The sequence below is a fragment of the Roseiconus nitratireducens genome, assembly GCF_008629675.1.
In the GTDB taxonomy this organism is placed as follows: Bacteria; Planctomycetota; Planctomycetia; order Pirellulales; family Pirellulaceae; genus Stieleria; species Stieleria nitratireducens.
In genome coordinates this window covers 52,154-68,407 of the sequence record NZ_VWOX01000009.1, presented here as the reverse complement: position 1 = coordinate 68,407, position 16,254 = coordinate 52,154, and the positions used below count along the sequence as shown (strand labels likewise).

Here is a 16,254-nt window from a genome sequence, read left to right as displayed (position 1 = left end):
CCTTCACTTCGCTTGCACGATGCCTCTGCACTCGGGGCTCCCGTAATCGGACGCCACCACGGTTGCGATGCGTCGGATTGCGGACGCGATCGCGTCCCGCCCTCAGGACTCCGCGCGATCCAGTTGTTTGACCGCTTCAATCAATTCCAACATCGGCTCGGACAGCAACCTGCCTTTCCGCCACATCCAGCTGATGCGGCGGCGGCCGAAGTGCTTGTTCATTGAACGCGTCGCGAGCTTGCGACACAGATCGCCGTTGGCACGTCCGGCAAGGATGCCCACGCCCATTCCCGCGGCAACACAAGCGATGGTGAAGGCGCTGTTGTCGGTTTCCGCCACGATCCTCGCTTTCAGGCCTTCGCGGTGAAATGCCTGGTCCAGGGCGTCGCGGCCGTGGGTGCCGGTCGTCGTCACGATCAGGTCGTGTTTGGCAAGCTCTTTCAAACTGCCGGATCGCGCGGTCGCGTACGGATGTCCTTTCTTGGCCACCGCGAGAAACTCCACCGTGTAGGCGGGTTCATAGTGCAGGTAAGGCGATGCCTGTTTCAAGCCCGGCTCCAAGGTCATTGCCAGGTCCACTTCGTCCGCCAGCAATAATTCTTCGGCGCGATGTTCGTTGCCTTGCCGGATGACCAGGCGATTGGGGTGCCGCTGGCGAAACGCGGCCAGCGGACCGGCAAGGTCTTCCAGCATCATTCGCACGCCGGTGACGATTCGGATCGTCTTGTCGCCGGCCGATGCGTCGACCAGGTCGAAGGTCGATTCCAGCTGAACCAAGATCCGGTCGACTTGCTCGTACAGGCGTCGCGCCGCTTCGGTGGGACGTACCTGACGGCCCTCGCGATCGAACAGTTGAACGCCGTATACCTTTTCCAAGGATCGGATGTGCTGCCACACAGATGGGACCGACAGGTGCGAGACCTTGGCCGCCGCGGCGTAGCCGCCCTCTTGCATGACTTGGCGAAAAGTGTGCAGTTGAGCGACGCTCAGGTCGGCCGAGCGTCCACCGTCGGAGTCGGGAACGTGAGGCATGGTGTTCGACGCGATGCGGCCGGAGGAGGAGGGAAAGGTTTCGTTTCGTAATTCGAAATAAGTCTTTGGAGTTGTTTCATTGTACAAAACGAATTCGGGGATACAATTGCGGGCTCCTCGCCTTTGCCGGGAATTCCCGCCCGGCGCCGTTTTTGCTTCCGCCGGATCTTCATCGGAATGAACCAGACGATCGCAACACGTCAGCGATTCTGGCTGGTGTTCCTGTTGTTCCTGCACACGGTCAACACGTACATGGACCGAGTCTGCATCTCGGCGGCCAAGGGGTCGATGCAGGAGGACATCGTCGGTCTGGACGACCAGATGATGGGTTACGTGTTCGGCATTTTCGCCATCGGCTACGCGCTGTTTCAAATCCCGGCGGGTTGGTTCAGTGACCGAGCCGGGCCGCGGCGTGCCCTGACCATCGTGGTGCTCGTGTGGAGCATCTTCACGGCGTTGACCGGAGCGGTGTCCACCGCGATCAGTTTGCTGGTCGTGCGGTTCTTGTTCGGTGTGGGCGAAGCGGGCGCTTATCCGGGCGCGACCCGGGCTTTGTACAGCTGGCTTCCGGCTAACGAGCGGGGGATCGGTCAGGGGATCTTTCATTCCGGGGCGAGAATTGGCGCGGCGTTGTCGTTGGTGCTGATGCCCTGGCTGATCGATCAGATCGGCTGGCGGATGACGTTCGTCGCCAACGGCGTGCTCGGCCTGATTTGGGGTGGCGTGTGGTGGATCTGGTATCGTGACCTGCCGGCCAACCATCGACGTGTCAATCAAGCGGAACTGGGGCTGATCCACGACGGCATCGAGGGAGAGCAAGCCGCGCGGTCGGCCGTGCCCTACATCCAGATCGTCACCTCGGCCAACGTGTTGTTGGCCATGTTTCAGTATGCAGCCAGCAACATGACGTTCTTCATCAGCATTACCTGGCTGCAGCCCTACTTGAGCCAGACGTTTGGTGAGTCGTATGCCTATCTGGCATCCCTGCCACTGTTGTGTGGCGCGGTGGCGCTGTGGGTATCCGGATACGCCGTCACCGGATTGCATCGCCGCGGAATGCACGTCTGGTCGCGTCGCTTGCCGGCAATTGTCGGCTACACGTTGGGGGCCCTGGGGTTGTTGCTGACGACGCAATTGGGACCGTCCGCTTCGGTTTGGACCTTCATCGCCTGCTTTTCGTTGGCGACGTTTGGCGTGGAAATGACGCTCAGCCCCAGTTGGGCATTCTGCATGGACGTCGGCGGGGCGCGGTCAGGGGCCGTGTCCGCCGCGATGAACATGGTCGGGAATCTGGGGGCGGCGGTGAGCGCTGTCGCGTTTCCTTTCTTTGTGGCACACGTCACGTTGCCCGTGATCGCGGAGTCCACCGGGACGGCGAACTCGTTCTTCGCCTTTGCCGCGATGATGAACGTCTTGGCCGTGGTCGCCTGGATGTTCATGAATCCGCAGCGTCCCCTGACGAAACTTTCCGCTGCGGCGTTGCGAAGGCGAGTGGTGTGGTTCGTATTGTTGATCCTGGCCGTCGTTGGCATGCTGGTCTACAGCAAGTTCCTGCTGCCGTCGAGTCAAAAGAAACAGGCCTCGCACTTGGAATCCCCCGCGTCTGAAAGAGTCGGGTGGCAGACTTGGGAGGTGTCGCGATGGGAGTGTTGAAAGGGGTGGTGGTCGGAGCGGGCTATTTCAGTCAGTTTCACCTGGACGCCTGGTCGCGAATCGAGGGCGCGCAGATTGGCGCGGTGTGTGACCAGGACTTGGACGCGGCAGCGGCCGCCGCGGATCGATTCGGCATCGAATCGACCTATGCCGACTTTGAACAGATGCTGGACCGGGAACGACCCGACTTTGTCGACATCGTCACCCGCCCCGAATCACACCTGAGCCTGGTGAGTCAGGCCGCCGAGCGGTCGCTACCGGTCATTTGTCAGAAGGCGCTCGCACCAACCTTCGACGAAGCCAAACAGATTGTGAACCTGTGTGACGCTGCCCGCGTTCGCTTGATGGTGCATGAGAACTTTCGGTTTCAGCCTTGGTATCGTGAATTGCGGCGGCAGATCGACCACGGCGCCATCGGCGATCGGCTGCACTCGGTGTCTTTCCAGTGCCGCACCGGGGATGGTTGGGGGACCGACGCTTACTTGGACCGCCAGCCCTATTTTCGCGAGATGTCGCGGCTGCTGGTTTTTGAGACTGGAGTCCATTTCGTGGATACGTTCCGCTTTTTGGCTGGCGAGATCAGCGGCGTCTTTGCGTCTTTGCGACGTTGGAACTCGGCAATCGCCGGCGAAGATTGCGCGACGGTGATGTTCGATTTCCGCTCCGGAGCCGCCGGACTGTGGGATGGGAATCGGTACAACGAGCCGACGTCGGCCGAAGCCCGACTGACGTTCGGCGAGGCATTGATCGAGGGCAATGGCGGCTCGCTTCGTCTGCGCGGTGACGGGCAACTGACTTGGCAAAGGCTGGGAGAACCGGTGCGGCCGATCGAGTATTCCTACGCTCGGCGTGGTTTTGCCGGCGATTGCGTGTTGGCTACCCAACAGCACTTCATCGATTCGTTGCGGGCGGAGACGCCTTTCGAGACGGCGGGGCGCGAGTACCTGAAAACATTGGACGTCGTCGAAGGCATTTACCGTTCGGCGGAATCACGTCGGTACGTGTCGATGGAGGAAAACGGGGGATGACCAAGTACATCGACCTGAGTCTGCCGATCAGCGATCAAATGCCCGGCGTGAAGCTTGCCGAGGCCAAGACGCTGGAGCGAGACGGCTGGAACGCCACGACCTTGTCGCTCTATTCGCACTGCGGGACGCACATGGATGCGCCGCGCCACTTTTTGCCGGGGGGACGCACGTTGGATCAACAGGACCTGTCCGTCTGCTTCGGTCCTGCCACCGTAATCAATCTGGCACCCGCGGAGCCCCGGCAACGGATCGACGTGGCCAGCCTCGGCCATTTGGCCGAAGAGATCCGGCCTGGGGCGAGGTTGTTGTTCCGCACCGACTGGTACAAGCGATACGGAACCCCGGCCTATCGCGACGAGCTACCGCGTCTCTCGCTGGACTTGGCACAATGGCTGGTGCAGCGGAAGGTCGCAATGGTCGGTGTGGAGCCGCCATCGGTGGCCGATGTGAACAACCCGACCGAGCTGACTGAGGTGCATCAGACTCTCTTCCGCGGCAACATCGTGATCGTTGAAGGACTGGCGAATTTGGACCAGATCCGCACTCCCGTGGTGCAGTTTGTGGCGTTGCCGTTACGGATTGTTGGCGGCGATGGTTCTCCGGTGCGTGCGGTGGCGATCGAAAGCGAGACTTGAATCCGATGGCTGTCCTGCCCCACACCCGCCGAAGAAGCCCCGTACTCGGTTGTCTCGCCGACGACGTGACCGGTGCGACCGATCTGGCTCTGAACCTGGTTCAGGGTGGGATGCGTGTGGTGCAGTTACTGGGCATCCCGGAGCCGTCTGCCTGGGCACGCGTCGAGGGATTCGACGCCGTGGTGGTTGCCTTGAAGACTCGGTCGGTCACCGCATCGGTGTCGGTCCAGCAATCCCTCGCCGTATTGGATCAGTTGCTGACGGCCGGCATCGAGCGGATCTATTTCAAATACTGTTCGACCTTTGATTCGACCGACGAGGGGAATATCGGACCGGTGGCCGAAGCCTTGATGGAGCGGCTTGCCTGCGACCAAACCATTTTTTGTCCCGCGTTTCCCGATGCGGGGCGAACCGTTTATCAAGGACACCTGTTCGTCGGTGACAAGTTGTTGCACGAGTCCGGGATGCAGCATCATCCGTTGAATCCGATGACCGATGCCAACCTGGTGCGCGTGCTGCGCAAGCAGACGCATGGCGAAGTCGGGCTGTTGCCGGCCGGAGTGATCGACAACGGCGCCGCGGCGATCACGGAGCACCTGGATCAGTTGCAAAAACGCGGCTTGAAATTGGTCATTGCCGACACTTGCCGGCCGCCGCATCTGGAAAGTCTGGCGGCCGTCGCTGCGGACTTGCCGTTGGTGACGGGTGGATCGGGGTTGGGCAGGTTTCTTCCCGCGGCCTATCAGACGCGCGGCCTCTGGGGTCCGGTCGGAGACGGAGGGCAAGCTTTCGCGATTGACGGTCGCAGCGCCATCATCGCGGGCAGTTGTTCGCCGGCGACGCAGGCCCAGGTGCGATGGATGAAGCGGCGGAGCGCGTGTTGGGAGGTGGATGTCGAAGCGGTTTTGGCGGATCCCGAAATGCAAGTCCGCAAGCTGTTCGACTGGGCGACCAACGTCTCGGCCGAGTTACCACTCATGATTACCTCTTCCGCCTCGCCCGAGCACGTCGAGCGGTTGCAGCAGCGCTTCGGCAGGGAAAACGTGGCGACGGCGCTCGAACGTTTCTTTGCTTTGGTGGCCGTTTTGCTGGTTGAACGATTGTCGGTTCGGCGTCTGGTCTTGGCGGGAGGAGAAACTTCTGGCGCCGTCGCCGACCGATTGGGCGTCCGGGTTTTGGAGATTGGTCCAGAGATCTGTCCCGGTGTGCCATGGACGCAGACCCTTGGGAGTGATCCGCCGCTGGCTCTGGCGCTGAAGTCGGGCAACTTCGGTGGAGAAGATTTTTTCCAGGCAGCGTTGGAGCAGTTCGGATGAGCGAACGCGAACTTCGTGAACAGATGGTTCGGCTGGCCCGGTCGATGTTTGAGCGAGGCTTGACCGCCGGCAACTCTGGAAACCTCAGTGCCCGACTGCCCGATGGCATGTTGATCACGCCGACGAATTCCTGTTTGGGGCGATTGGATCCCGACCGAATCGCGAAGTTGGACTCCAGCGGAAAATGGGTCGCCGGTGACAAGCCGTCCAAGGAAGCTTTTTTGCATCAATCGATGTATCACTGTCGTCCCGCCGAGCGTGCGATCGTGCATTTGCACTCGACACATTCGGTCGCCGTGTCCTGTTTGGCCGATGTCGATCCGGCCAATGTCCTGCCGCCGATCACCGCGTACTACGTGATGCGGGTGGGTTCCCTTCCACTGGTCCCCTATTTCCCGCCAGGCGACAGAAAGCTTGCCGAAGCAATCGAGCAGGCCGCGAAGTCGGCGCACGCGGTTTTGTTGTCCAACCACGGACCACTGGTTTCGGCCGGATCGTTGGAGGCGGCGGTGGACGCGATGGAGGAGTTGGAGGCGACCGCGAAGTTGTACCTGATGCTACGCAACGAAAGAATCAATTGCCTCAGCCCCGACCAAGTTCGAGAGTTGGCAGAGCGATTTCCCCATCAATAGTTTTCCAAAACCCGGTGTGTGTTCGATGTACGTCGTCACGGTGCAATTTGAGATTCATCCAGAACACGTGGAAGAGTTTCGCGCGACGGTCATGCAACAGTCGCAGGATTCGTTGCGGTCGGAACCGTGTTGCCGACAATTCGATGTGTGTATCGATCCTGACCGACCGGGAAGCTTTTTCTTGTATGAAAAGTACGACGACTCCCAAGCGTTTCAGACGCATTTGGACAGTGCGCATTTTCGCCGGTTCGATGCTCGGGTAACGCCATGGGTGGTCAGCAAAGACGTTCGCAGTTGGGCGGAAGCTGGTCTGAACGATCACTAGGAATGTCAGCAACCTCGATTAATTGAATGCATCCCCTATGACTGCTTATCGCATTGCCCTACTTCCTGGCGACGGCATTGGGCCAGAGTGCATGCGGGCGACCCGCACGGTACTGGACCAGTTGGTTGCCGGACTGCCCGGGCTGGAGCTTTCTTTTACCTCCCATCAAGCGGGGGCGGAACTCTATCGTCAAACCGGCGAAACCATTCCCGCCGACGTGCTGCGGGATTGTTTGGATGCCGATGCGGTATTGCTTTCGGCGATCGGATTGCCCGACGTGCGGCAGCCCGACGGCACCGAAGTGCAACCCATGATGATGGTCGGACTTCGTCGTGCCCTGGGCGTGCATTCGGCCGTCCGGCCGGTCAAGCTTTACCCGGGTGCCCCCTGTGCCCTGCGGGATGCCGGACCCGGGATCGACTTCGTCGTGGTCCGGGAAAACCTGGAAGGTCTGTTTGCTTCGTTCGGCGGAGGAAGTCGCGTCGGGGAGGAGGTTGCGACCGACACAATGGTGATCACTCGGCAGGGGACTTCACGCGTCACCGATTTCGCTTTTCGTCTGGCACGGAGACGCAACGGACGGCCACTGGATGGTCAGCGTCGCGTCACCTGCGTGGACAAGGCCAACGTGTTCCGCTCACTGGCATTCTTTCGTCAGGTATTCTTTGACGTCGCCGGGCAGTATCCCGATGTGCCTAGCGATGCCGTCTACGTAGACGCGATGAGCTTGTACATGGTCCAACGACCGTGGGATTTTGACGTCTTGGTGATGGAAAACCAGTTCGGCGACATCCTGTCGGATCTGGGGGCCGGTCTGGTCGGTGGATTGGGTTTGGGGCCTTCCGCGGAGATCGGCGACGAACATGCTTTGTTCCAGCCGTCGCACGGAACCGCGCCTCAGATCGCCGGTAAGAACCTTGCCAACCCGTTGGCCACCATCCTGTCGGCTTCGATGATGCTCGACTGGCTTGGCGACAAACACCGCGACGCGGTTTGTTTGGAAGCCGCGATGATCATCGAAAACGCCGTGGCACAAGTGATCCGGCAAGGTGACTGTTTGACGCCCGATCTGGGTGGCAAGGCTGGGACGAGCGACGTTGCCCAGGCCGTCGCCGACCAGTTGAAGCTGGCCTCCGCAACGTAAGTATTCCCCTCAATCTTGGATCCAATGTTCTTCCCTGGATCCCCTGTTCATCCCTGGATCCCCTGTTCATCCAACTGATTGGCAACCTCTCCTCCTCGAGTCCTGATCACAGCCATGAAAAGAATCTTTCCCTGTATCGTCTTAGCTGTTTTGACATGGAATTCCGCAGCAAAGCCATCCGCCGCGGACCCGACGGTCGACGAAAGCGTGGTCTTCGCCGAGCAGGACGGGATCGTTGCCGTCGAAGCCGAGCATTTCTTTCGTCAAACTTCGACCGATCGTCGCGCATTCTACCTGACCGACGCAGATCAATCGCCGGCGGTCGGTCCCGACGGTGATCCGAATCATGCTGCCGGAGCCAGCGGAGGAGCCTACCTGGAGATCCTGCCGGATACGCGGCGGACGCACGACGACCGGTTGATCAAGGGCGAGAATTTTTCGCCAGAAGCCGGTGCGATGGCCGTGGTTCACTACCGAGTCCATTTCGACCACCCCGGACGGTACTACGTTTGGGCCAGAGCTTTTTCCACGGGTTCGGAAGACAACGGTTTGCATGTCGGACTCGATGGCGAATGGCCCGCCAGTGGCCAACGCTTGCAGTGGTGTCAGGGGAAAAACACTTGGCGTTGGGAAAGTAAACAGCGAACCGCGCAGGAACACTGTGGCGAGCCGCATCAAATCTTCCTGGATGTTCCAACGCCGGGCGTCCACACGGTCCAGTTCTCGATGCGCGAAGACGGTTTCGAGTTTGACAAGTGGTTGATGACGACCGACCGCGATTATCAACGTCCCGACGACGTTGGGCCGGCGGTCCAGTTGAAGCAGGGACAGCTGCCGCAGACGTCTCGGACCGCAGCGATCGATCGATCCCAGAGCCGTCCCTCGAATGCGGACGGTAGTCCGACGCGTCCAGTCAGCGAGAAACCGTTGCAGCAGCCGCGCGGGGTCGACGGAGATGCGACGGTCACGGTGACCGGCACCCCGCAGCGTTGGCATAAGTTGACGTTCAATTTGAGCGGGCCGTATGCCCACGAGCAGGACAACGCACCGAATCCGTTTACGGACCATCGCATGACGGTCCGGTTCCGTCATTCGGACGGCACCGAGTACACCGTGCCCGGGTACTTCGCTGCGGACGGAGATGCGGCCAATACATCGGCGGAATCAGGCACGGTTTGGCGAGCGCATTTTGCACCCGATCGAGTTGGGGCGTGGCGTTACGAGGTTTCGTTTCGAACCGGACGCAACGCCGCATTGGACGTGCAGCCTTCGGGGGCTCCGTTGGATCCGTTCGATTCGGTTTCCGGATCGATCGATATCGCGGAGAGCGACAAGAGCGGTCGAGATTTGCGGGCCCATGGGCGGTTGGACTACGTCGGCCAGCGTTACCTGCGGTTCGCAGGCACGGGGAAGTACTTTTTAAAAGCCGGAGCCGATGCTCCGGAGACGTTGTTGGCGTATGCCGATTTTGACAACACGATTGCGGGGAACCCTCGACGGGCTCCCCTGAAAACCTGGCAGCCCCACCGGGGTGATTGGGAGCAAGGGGACCCGACTTGGGCTGACGGGAAGGGGAAGGGATTGATCGGAGCGATCAACTACCTTTCCGGAAAGGGGTGCAATGCGTTTTCCTTTCTGACGTACAACGCCGGAGGCGACGGTGACAACGTTTGGCCCTTCATCGATCGCGAGGACAAACTGCACTACGACTGCAGCAAATTGGATCAGTGGGGAATCGTGTTTGATCATGGAACACAACGGGGGATGTACCTGCATTTCAAGATGCAGGAGACCGAGAACGATGACCACAAACGTGGCAAGAACCAGGGAAACGTTCCGGAGAGTCTGGATGGAGGCGACTTGGGGACCCAACGCAAACTGTATTGTCGGGAATTGATCGCCCGTTTCGGCCACAACTTGGCGCTGAACTGGAATCTGGGCGAGGAGAACACGCAGACCACCGCACAGCAGATTGCGATGATCGACTACTTGGCGGCTCTGGACGCGTACAAACATCCGATCGTCGTGCACACGTTTCCGGACCAACAGGATCAGGTCTATCGTCCGCTCTTGGGAGATCGTTCCAAGCTGACGGGGGTCTCTCTTCAAAACAGCAGTTTGAAGACGACGCACGAGCAGACCGTCAAATGGGTGGACGCATCGCGTGAAGCAGGGAAACCTTGGGTCGTTGCTTTTGACGAATCCGGATCGGCGGCGCACGCTCAATGTCCGGACCTGGGGTACCGCGGGTTTGATGGTCATGATCGACAGGGAAAGATGGCTCACACGCAACATGAAGTGCGAAAGTTCACCCTGTGGGGCACGTTGATGGGCGGCGGAGCCGGGAACGAGTACTACTTTGGATACCAATTCGACGAGAACGATATCGTCTGTGAAGACTGGCGCAGCCGGGATCAGAGTTGGGATTACTGTCGCATCGCAATCAACTTTTTTCACGACCACGACCTGCCATTTTGGGAAATGGCGAACGCCGATGACTTGGTCGGCAATCCACAACACGACGTGTCGAAGTATTGTTTCGCCAAAGCAGGGCACAGCTACCTGGTCTATCTGCCCAACGGTGGGAGCACCGAATTGGACTTGAGCGGCGCAAAGAAAGAAGTCTTTGACGTGGTCTGGTTCGACCCGCGAAGCGGAGGCGAATTGCAGATCGGTTCAGTCCAACAGGTCACCGGAGGAACCACCGTCTCCCTGGGACAACCGCCCGCCAATCCCGACCAAGACTGGCTAATCTGGCTGCGCTAAAACCATCGCCGCCAGGGGACAGAGCACTTCCCAGCGGACGGGGACAGAGCACCATCTCGTCCCCGCGGAGGTATCAAGAGGGACAGAACACTGTATCCGTTCCAGATATCAAGAGGGACAGAGCATTGCCGCCGACGAAACGTTGACATGGACCGGCTTGGCGTGTCTATTCTCTTGCAGTGGATATGGGCGGCACGTTGCCGACTCGATCAGCTGCGTTCGGGAGATCGGACTCCTCTGGCAGCTGGCATCGTTAGTCGAGTTACGCCCATTCGGAGGTGCCGCCATGGCCCGCCTGTGCCGTGCCGAATTGATCGATCCCGATCAAATCACACTCGTTCACGTCGTCAACCGCACCGTCCGTCGGTGTTTCTTGTTTGGTGACGATCCCGTCAGCGGCAAAAACTTCGATCACCGCAAAGTCTGGATCGAAGAGCGATTGGAACGGTTCGCCGGGTGCTTCGGGATCGACTTGCTGTGTTTCGCCATTCTGTCGAATCACTACCATCTGATCCTCCGCTCTCGGCCGGACGTCGTCGCAACGTGGGACGACACGGAAGTGGCTCGTCGGTGGCTGATGATCTGCCCACCGACGCGTAAGAAAGGTCAATCCGCCGATCCGACCGAAGCGGAACTCGATTCGATCCGCCGTTGCCCCGTGCGGTTGGCCGAAGTGCGTCGCCGATTGAGCAGTATTTCCTGGTGGATGCGTTTGTTGAACCAGAACATCGCCCAACGCGCCAATCGCGAGGACGAGCAATCGGGACGATTCTGGCAAGATCGCTATCGGGCAACACGGCTGGACGACGAAGAGTCCTTGTTGGCGTGCGCCGCCTACGTGGACCTCAACCCGATCCGTGCCGGGCTTGCCGAAACCGTTGAGGCCAGCGACCACACTTCGGTCCAACGTCGACTTGAGTCCCGTTTTGACGTTCGCCCCACGAGCGTCGCGTGTTGCCGCGGCCCTCGAACTTCGTCAGCGGCCCGCCGGGATGCATTTCTAGCAAAGCTGACGATCGAAAAAAGTGATGCGGTGGGTGCGGCTCCCGCGGAAAACGGACGCCGATGCAGCGACAAGGGATTTCTCTCGCTCAGTGAGGATGCTTATCTGGAGCTGTTGGATTGGACCGCCCGCCAGATCGCTCCAGGGAAACGAGGATCGACACCCATGCGGCTGCCACCGATCTTGAAGCGTTTGGGACTTGAGCAATCGTCTTGGTGCGAGTTGGTCGCCGACTTCGATCGCTGTTTTTACCTGGTGGCCGGTCGTTGCGACCGCGTGCAGTCGGTACGTAGCCATCACACAGGCAGGCGATTCCGAGTCCGCCCCCTGGCCCGACGTCTTCTTCCGGCAGCTGCCTGAACCTCAAGATGCGGTTCCGGCTGGGCGAATGTACCGATTGCTCGATCGGCGTTCGGCGCGTCGACCGCGGCAGTCGGATGACACATCGGTCGTCCCTTCGGGACTGAGGGGCAACGCGTTGACTGCGTGTTTTTTGACTGCGTGTTTTTTCCGGACCGACGGAAAGTGCTCTGTCCCTGGTTTGACCCTCCCTCCTGGTTTGACCTTGTTGGTGGTCGCCCGGTTGGTGCTGGGCGGATTGACGGTGCTCTGTCCCCGGATTGAACGGTTGGTGGACGGTTGGTGCTCTGTCCCCCATTGGTGACTGGTTGGTGGACTGTCCCCGGTTGGTGCCAATTGAAGGTGCTCTGTCCCCGGTTGGTGGAGCGGGGTGATTAGTGGGTTCCGGTGAAGTAGTCGGCCAGGCCGCGTATCTTGCGGATCATGGAGGTCAGGCATAGCGCCAAGACCAGAAGTCCGGAGAGGTAGATGACCGCAAACTCCGGGCGTTCCCACATGGGGTCCTGGACGGTCGCCAAGATGAACAAGAATCCCAGGCAGCACATCGCCGTTACGAAGAGCACGAAACGCGACCGGTAGAACAGAGCACTGGCCGCGATCATCATCGGGTATCCAATCATTAGCAACCCACGCGGAGGCGCCGCGATGCAGATCAACCAGGTGTAGATCAGCACGTCGAAGGCGGTCCATGCCCATTGCACCTGCATCTGCTTGCCTTCGATCAGGGTCATCCGTTGAAAGACAAAGCTGGATCCCGCCCACACCGCCAGCAGCCCCAAGATCCAGTACGATTGCGTCAACAGGCTGCCCCGGACCAGCAGCGAGATGAGCACGATCAACAGCGCAAACGTTGTCCCCAGCAAGTGGCTGACCAAGACCGGTTGTCGACGCCACCAAATGCTGGCCTGATCGGACCAACTAGGACGGGGGCGAGTAATGGGTTCATCGAGTATGAATTGTTGCAGGTCAGCCTGCATTTCAGCTGCGGTCGCATATCGATGCCGCGGCTGCTTGTCCATCGCACGCGTGATGATCTGGTCCAACGCTCGCGGGATGCGTTTGTCCAAGTGACGCGGCGAAGGCGGCTCTCGATTGAGAACTTGCAGCAAGACATCGACCGTCGTCGGTCCCGAGAACGGCGGCTGCCCGGTGGCAAGCTCGTACATGACGGTGCCCAATGAGTACACGTCCGTTGCCGCCGAAAGTTCTCGGCCTTGAGCTTGTTCGGGCGCCATGTAGGCGGGGGTGCCGAGGATCTGCCCGGTACCGGTGAGCGCCTGGTTGTGTCGGTTCTTGGCGAGACCAAAATCGATCAGGTACGGTTCGCCGCTCGCGTCGATCAAGATGTTGGACGGCTTCAAATCACGGTGAATGATGCCGCATCGATGGGCCGCTTCGACCGCATCCGTGACCCGCAGCATGATCCTGGCTAATTCTTTGAAGCCCAGTCGCCGCGTCTTGTTGAGTTTGCCAAGGTCCGTGCCGTCGACAAAGTTCATGGTGAAGTAGACCAGGCCGTGCACCTCTCCCACCTCGAAAATCGAGATAATGTTGACGTGATCAATGCACGCGGATGCTTCGGCCTCCGCACGAAACCTCGCCAACTCCTCCGGGTTGGACAATTCGCCGGAGCGAATGATTTTTAACGCGACAATCCGGGAAAGTTTTTCGTGCCAGGCCTGAAAGACAATCCCCATCCCACCGCGATCGATCTCGCGAAGCAGCGTGTAGTCACCGAATTCGATCGGAAACTCCGCATCGCCGATTCTGGCCAGGGACCAATTCGATTGATTGGGACGCTTCGTTGAATCCGTCGATGGGTTCGATGGGAGCGTGTCTTGATGCGCCGGACCGGCCGATGAAGCGCCATTGGATTCCAACGCCTGATACAGGAACTCCTGGTCGTCCAAGAACTGGCAAATCGATTTGGCGTGTTCTGGATGGTCGCGGTACAGCCGCGAGCGGTCGATGCTCTCACCACGCTGCTGGGCTTCGACCTGCTCGGCCAGCAACCGTTCAAATACGCTGTCCGGGGGTATGCGCTGGCGATCGTCGACATTCATGACGCGCTGGGTGGTTCCGTCGGGAGACGTTGCTCGACTCGATCCCGATGATCGGTGAAGAACTTTGAGAATGTCAGGTGGGTGGGGAGATAAACCAGCAACGGCAACCCGACCATCAACAACGCCAGCCACATTTCCGCCGCCATCCACTGTTGCGGTTGAGCGTCGTCCATTCCGAAGACATAGTTAACGTTGTGGGGCTGGTTGGGGTACGCCAGTTCCGCTCCGGCCGGCGGCAAAACGAAATAGCAGATCACCATCAAACACCATGCGGTGGCCGTCCACGCCCCAAGGGCGCGGCGGTCGTAGCCCAACCGAGCCACCAAGAAGACCAGCAGGATCGGCAGCCAGAAGTGGAAGAAGGAGAGTCCGCGGGCGAACAACGAGATTCCGCTGTCGAACATGTAGCTGGTCATGCCGGTCACCGGGAGCCCGGCCAACTGTCCGGTGAAGTCGACCTGCCACAACAGTTGTGGGACGGTGATCCCGATGGCGGCCATCGAAGCGTACAGCGATCGCTCAGTCCAGACGGCGGCGAGGGCCAGGAACAGTGCAACGTCGCAGTAGTAGAAAAAATTGGTCGGGCCGTACTCGATCCAATAGTACGGCACCAAAACGGCGACAAACGCGGAGAACGCCAATTTGACCGCCAGCGGAATGGAGCGATGTTTGGCGGGGACGGTGCGGGCGGTGGAGTCCGATCGGGCGTCAACATCAGACAGGGCAGTATCGGAGATTTCGAGATTCATAGGGAGCCTGGGGCCGAGGAGGCGACGGATCGCGGTACCATTCACTGGAGCCCGAGATGGTCCTAGACGTTGCGCCCCGGCGTGAAATTTGAGTCAGATTTGATCCGAAACGGGCCACCGCGGTCGGACGGATCGCCGCGGCAAGCCTGTGAAAGGCGGGTTCTGGCCAATCGCAGCCTGCTGCGGCAGGTGGGATCCGGCTGGACCAGCCATTACAATCAAAGGGTTCCTGGGAGCTGACCATCGGGCGATGAGCGCCGCGGATGCTTCCTTCTGCCGCCCAAAGCGTCCGATCGGAGGAGAGCAGAATTGTGAAAACGGCAGCGTCGGCGTTGAGCGATCGGGGATTGCGGCGGGACGGCAATGAAGACCACTACCTGATCGACGAAACACTGGGGCTGTACGTGGTTTGTGATGGCATGGGGGGGCACGCCGCGGGCGAAATTGCCGCGGGCCGGGCGATCGAGTTTGCCGCCCAGTACATCGCTCGCCATTTGCCGATGATGCGTTCCGCCAAGGAAACACCCAACGGTTACTACCGCGTTTTGAAGATTGCCGAACAGGCGGTTCAAACTGCCAGTCACGAGTTGTACCACTTGGCGCGGTCCAGTCCCGAGTTCCGGGGCATGGGAACGACGATGACGATGTTGATCGTTGTCGACGACAAAGCGGTGATGGCCCACGTCGGTGATTCTCGTTTGTACTTGCTACGAGATTCCGATCTGCACCAGCTGAGCACCGATCACACGCTGGCCAACGAGATGTACCTGGCCGGCGGTCTGACGTTGGAGCAAGCCGCTCGCAGTCGATTCCAACACGTTTTGACTCGCAGCATCGGTCCGCAAGAGTTTGTGGCCGTCGAAACGTTGCTGTTTGACCTGCTTCCCGGTGATCGTTTCTTGATCTGCTCGGACGGTCTGAGCAATTACTTTGACGAACAGAAAACGGTCAAGCGGATCTTGGCCGAACGGGATATTTTGGACCAGCTGCACCGGTTCATCGACTTTGCCAAAGAAGCCGGTGGGGCGGACAACATCACCGCGGTCGTTGTCGAAGCCAGGTCGGATTGTGACAGCCGTCCGTCCATCGACACGCAACAACGGATCGCGCGACTGCAATCGACCTTTCTCTGCAAACGTTTGTCCGTCCGACGGCTGATGCATCTGCTATCGATCGCGTCGACGATTCAATGTGCCGCCGGTAAGGAACTGATCGCACCGGGACAGGAATTCGCGGGTTTTTGGGTGGTGTTGAGGGGACGCATCTCGACCGACGACGACGAGGTTTGCGGACAGGAGTTCCGGCCCGGTGATTGCTTCGGCGAAACGGCCCTGGTCGAACCGGCGATGTCTCGCGCGTGCTTTAAAGCGGCCGTACCGTCGCAGTTGCTGTTTATCGAACGGGCACGATTCAATACGCTGACCCGCAAGCTTCCGCGGTTGGGCAACGTGTTGTTGCGCAATCTGAGCAGGCACTTGAGCAAGCGTTTGGCCGAAGCGGAATCGGTGGACGCCTTCAATCTGGATGATACCGGACCGTTGTTATGAG

General features: G+C 59.8%; 13 protein-coding genes. 10 read left to right on the top strand and 3 right to left on the bottom strand.

Annotated features, from left to right (window positions below):
* Positions 1–102 precede the first annotated feature (102 nt).
* Positions 103–1,032, bottom strand: a complete 930-nt coding sequence (locus FYK55_RS16250) for a LysR family transcriptional regulator (protein ID WP_150077494.1) — start codon at positions 1,030–1,032, stop codon at positions 103–105.
* A gap of 177 nt (positions 1,033–1,209) precedes the next feature.
* On the opposite strand from FYK55_RS16250, the gene FYK55_RS16245 reads away from it, so the two are divergent.
* From FYK55_RS16245 to FYK55_RS16205, 9 genes are all read left to right on the top strand, one after another.
* Positions 1,210–2,685, top strand: coding sequence for an MFS transporter (locus FYK55_RS16245; RefSeq protein ID WP_150077493.1), 1,476 nt, complete (start codon positions 1,210–1,212; stop codon positions 2,683–2,685).
* Positions 2,649–3,713 (top strand): Gfo/Idh/MocA family protein, encoded by a 1,065-nt coding sequence (locus tag FYK55_RS16240; protein WP_315854049.1) that lies wholly within the window; start codon positions 2,649–2,651, stop codon positions 3,711–3,713. The genes FYK55_RS16245 and FYK55_RS16240 overlap by 37 nt, the downstream gene beginning before the upstream one ends.
* Complete coding sequence (locus tag FYK55_RS16235) at positions 3,710–4,348, top strand: cyclase family protein (RefSeq protein WP_150077491.1); 639 nt, start codon at positions 3,710–3,712, stop codon at positions 4,346–4,348. The genes FYK55_RS16240 and FYK55_RS16235 overlap by 4 nt, the downstream gene beginning before the upstream one ends.
* Before the next feature lie 5 nt (positions 4,349–4,353).
* A complete protein-coding gene (otnK, locus tag FYK55_RS16230; protein WP_150077490.1) occupies positions 4,354–5,664 on the top strand; it encodes a 3-oxo-tetronate kinase in 1,311 nt (436 codons plus the stop codon).
* Complete coding sequence (otnC, locus tag FYK55_RS16225) at positions 5,661–6,296, top strand: 3-oxo-tetronate 4-phosphate decarboxylase (RefSeq protein ID WP_150077489.1); 636 nt, start codon at positions 5,661–5,663, stop codon at positions 6,294–6,296. Before otnK ends, otnC begins: the two co-directional genes overlap by 4 nt.
* A gap of 25 nt (positions 6,297–6,321) precedes the next feature.
* Positions 6,322–6,621, top strand: a complete 300-nt coding sequence (locus tag FYK55_RS16220; RefSeq protein WP_150077488.1) for a putative quinol monooxygenase — start codon at positions 6,322–6,324, stop codon at positions 6,619–6,621.
* 37 nt (positions 6,622–6,658) lie between these two features.
* The gene (locus FYK55_RS16215) at positions 6,659–7,765 is read left to right on the top strand and encodes an isocitrate/isopropylmalate dehydrogenase family protein (RefSeq protein ID WP_150077487.1); all 1,107 of its coding nucleotides are present in this window, start codon (positions 6,659–6,661) and stop codon (positions 7,763–7,765) included.
* Between the two features lie 114 nt (positions 7,766–7,879).
* Positions 7,880–10,531: a DUF5060 domain-containing protein gene (locus tag FYK55_RS16210; RefSeq protein ID WP_150077486.1), complete on the top strand. Its 2,652-nt coding sequence runs from the start codon at positions 7,880–7,882 to the stop codon at positions 10,529–10,531.
* Between the two features lie 286 nt (positions 10,532–10,817).
* The gene (locus tag FYK55_RS16205; protein WP_150077485.1) at positions 10,818–11,894 is read left to right on the top strand and encodes a transposase; all 1,077 of its coding nucleotides are present in this window, start codon (positions 10,818–10,820) and stop codon (positions 11,892–11,894) included.
* Between the two features lie 374 nt (positions 11,895–12,268).
* On the opposite strand, the gene FYK55_RS16200 is transcribed toward FYK55_RS16205, so the two are convergent.
* Entirely contained in the window at positions 12,269–13,957 is a 1,689-nt protein-coding gene (locus tag FYK55_RS16200; protein WP_150077484.1) for a serine/threonine protein kinase, read from the bottom strand.
* Positions 13,954–14,706, bottom strand: a complete 753-nt coding sequence (locus tag FYK55_RS16195) for a hypothetical protein (RefSeq protein ID WP_235908737.1) — start codon at positions 14,704–14,706, stop codon at positions 13,954–13,956. Before FYK55_RS16195 ends, FYK55_RS16200 begins: the two co-directional genes overlap by 4 nt.
* A 263-nt stretch (positions 14,707–14,969) precedes the next feature.
* Here FYK55_RS16195 and FYK55_RS16190 point away from each other — a divergent pair, with 263 nt between their 5' ends.
* A complete protein-coding gene (locus FYK55_RS16190) occupies positions 14,970–16,253 on the top strand; it encodes a protein phosphatase 2C domain-containing protein (RefSeq protein WP_150077483.1) in 1,284 nt (427 codons plus the stop codon).
* Position 16,254 lies beyond the last annotated feature (1 nt).

Coding starts and splice junctions, on each gene's coding strand:
- FYK55_RS16250 (WP_150077494.1), bottom strand. CDS start 1,032: ATGCCTCACGTTCCCGACTCCGACGGTGGACGCTCGGCCGACCTGAGC.
- FYK55_RS16245 (WP_150077493.1), top strand. CDS start 1,210: ATGAACCAGACGATCGCAACACGTCAGCGATTCTGGCTGGTGTTCCTG.
- FYK55_RS16235 (WP_150077491.1), top strand. CDS start 3,710: ATGACCAAGTACATCGACCTGAGTCTGCCGATCAGCGATCAAATGCCC.
- otnK (WP_150077490.1), top strand. CDS start 4,354: ATGGCTGTCCTGCCCCACACCCGCCGAAGAAGCCCCGTACTCGGTTGT.
- otnC (WP_150077489.1), top strand. CDS start 5,661: ATGAGCGAACGCGAACTTCGTGAACAGATGGTTCGGCTGGCCCGGTCG.
- FYK55_RS16220 (WP_150077488.1), top strand. CDS start 6,322: ATGTACGTCGTCACGGTGCAATTTGAGATTCATCCAGAACACGTGGAA.
- FYK55_RS16215 (WP_150077487.1), top strand. CDS start 6,659: ATGACTGCTTATCGCATTGCCCTACTTCCTGGCGACGGCATTGGGCCA.
- FYK55_RS16210 (WP_150077486.1), top strand. CDS start 7,880: ATGAAAAGAATCTTTCCCTGTATCGTCTTAGCTGTTTTGACATGGAAT.
- FYK55_RS16205 (WP_150077485.1), top strand. CDS start 10,818: ATGGCCCGCCTGTGCCGTGCCGAATTGATCGATCCCGATCAAATCACA.
- FYK55_RS16200 (WP_150077484.1), bottom strand. CDS start 13,957: ATGAATGTCGACGATCGCCAGCGCATACCCCCGGACAGCGTATTTGAA.
- FYK55_RS16195 (WP_235908737.1), bottom strand. CDS start 14,706: ATGAATCTCGAAATCTCCGATACTGCCCTGTCTGATGTTGACGCCCGA.
- FYK55_RS16190 (WP_150077483.1), top strand. CDS start 14,970: ATGCTTCCTTCTGCCGCCCAAAGCGTCCGATCGGAGGAGAGCAGAATT.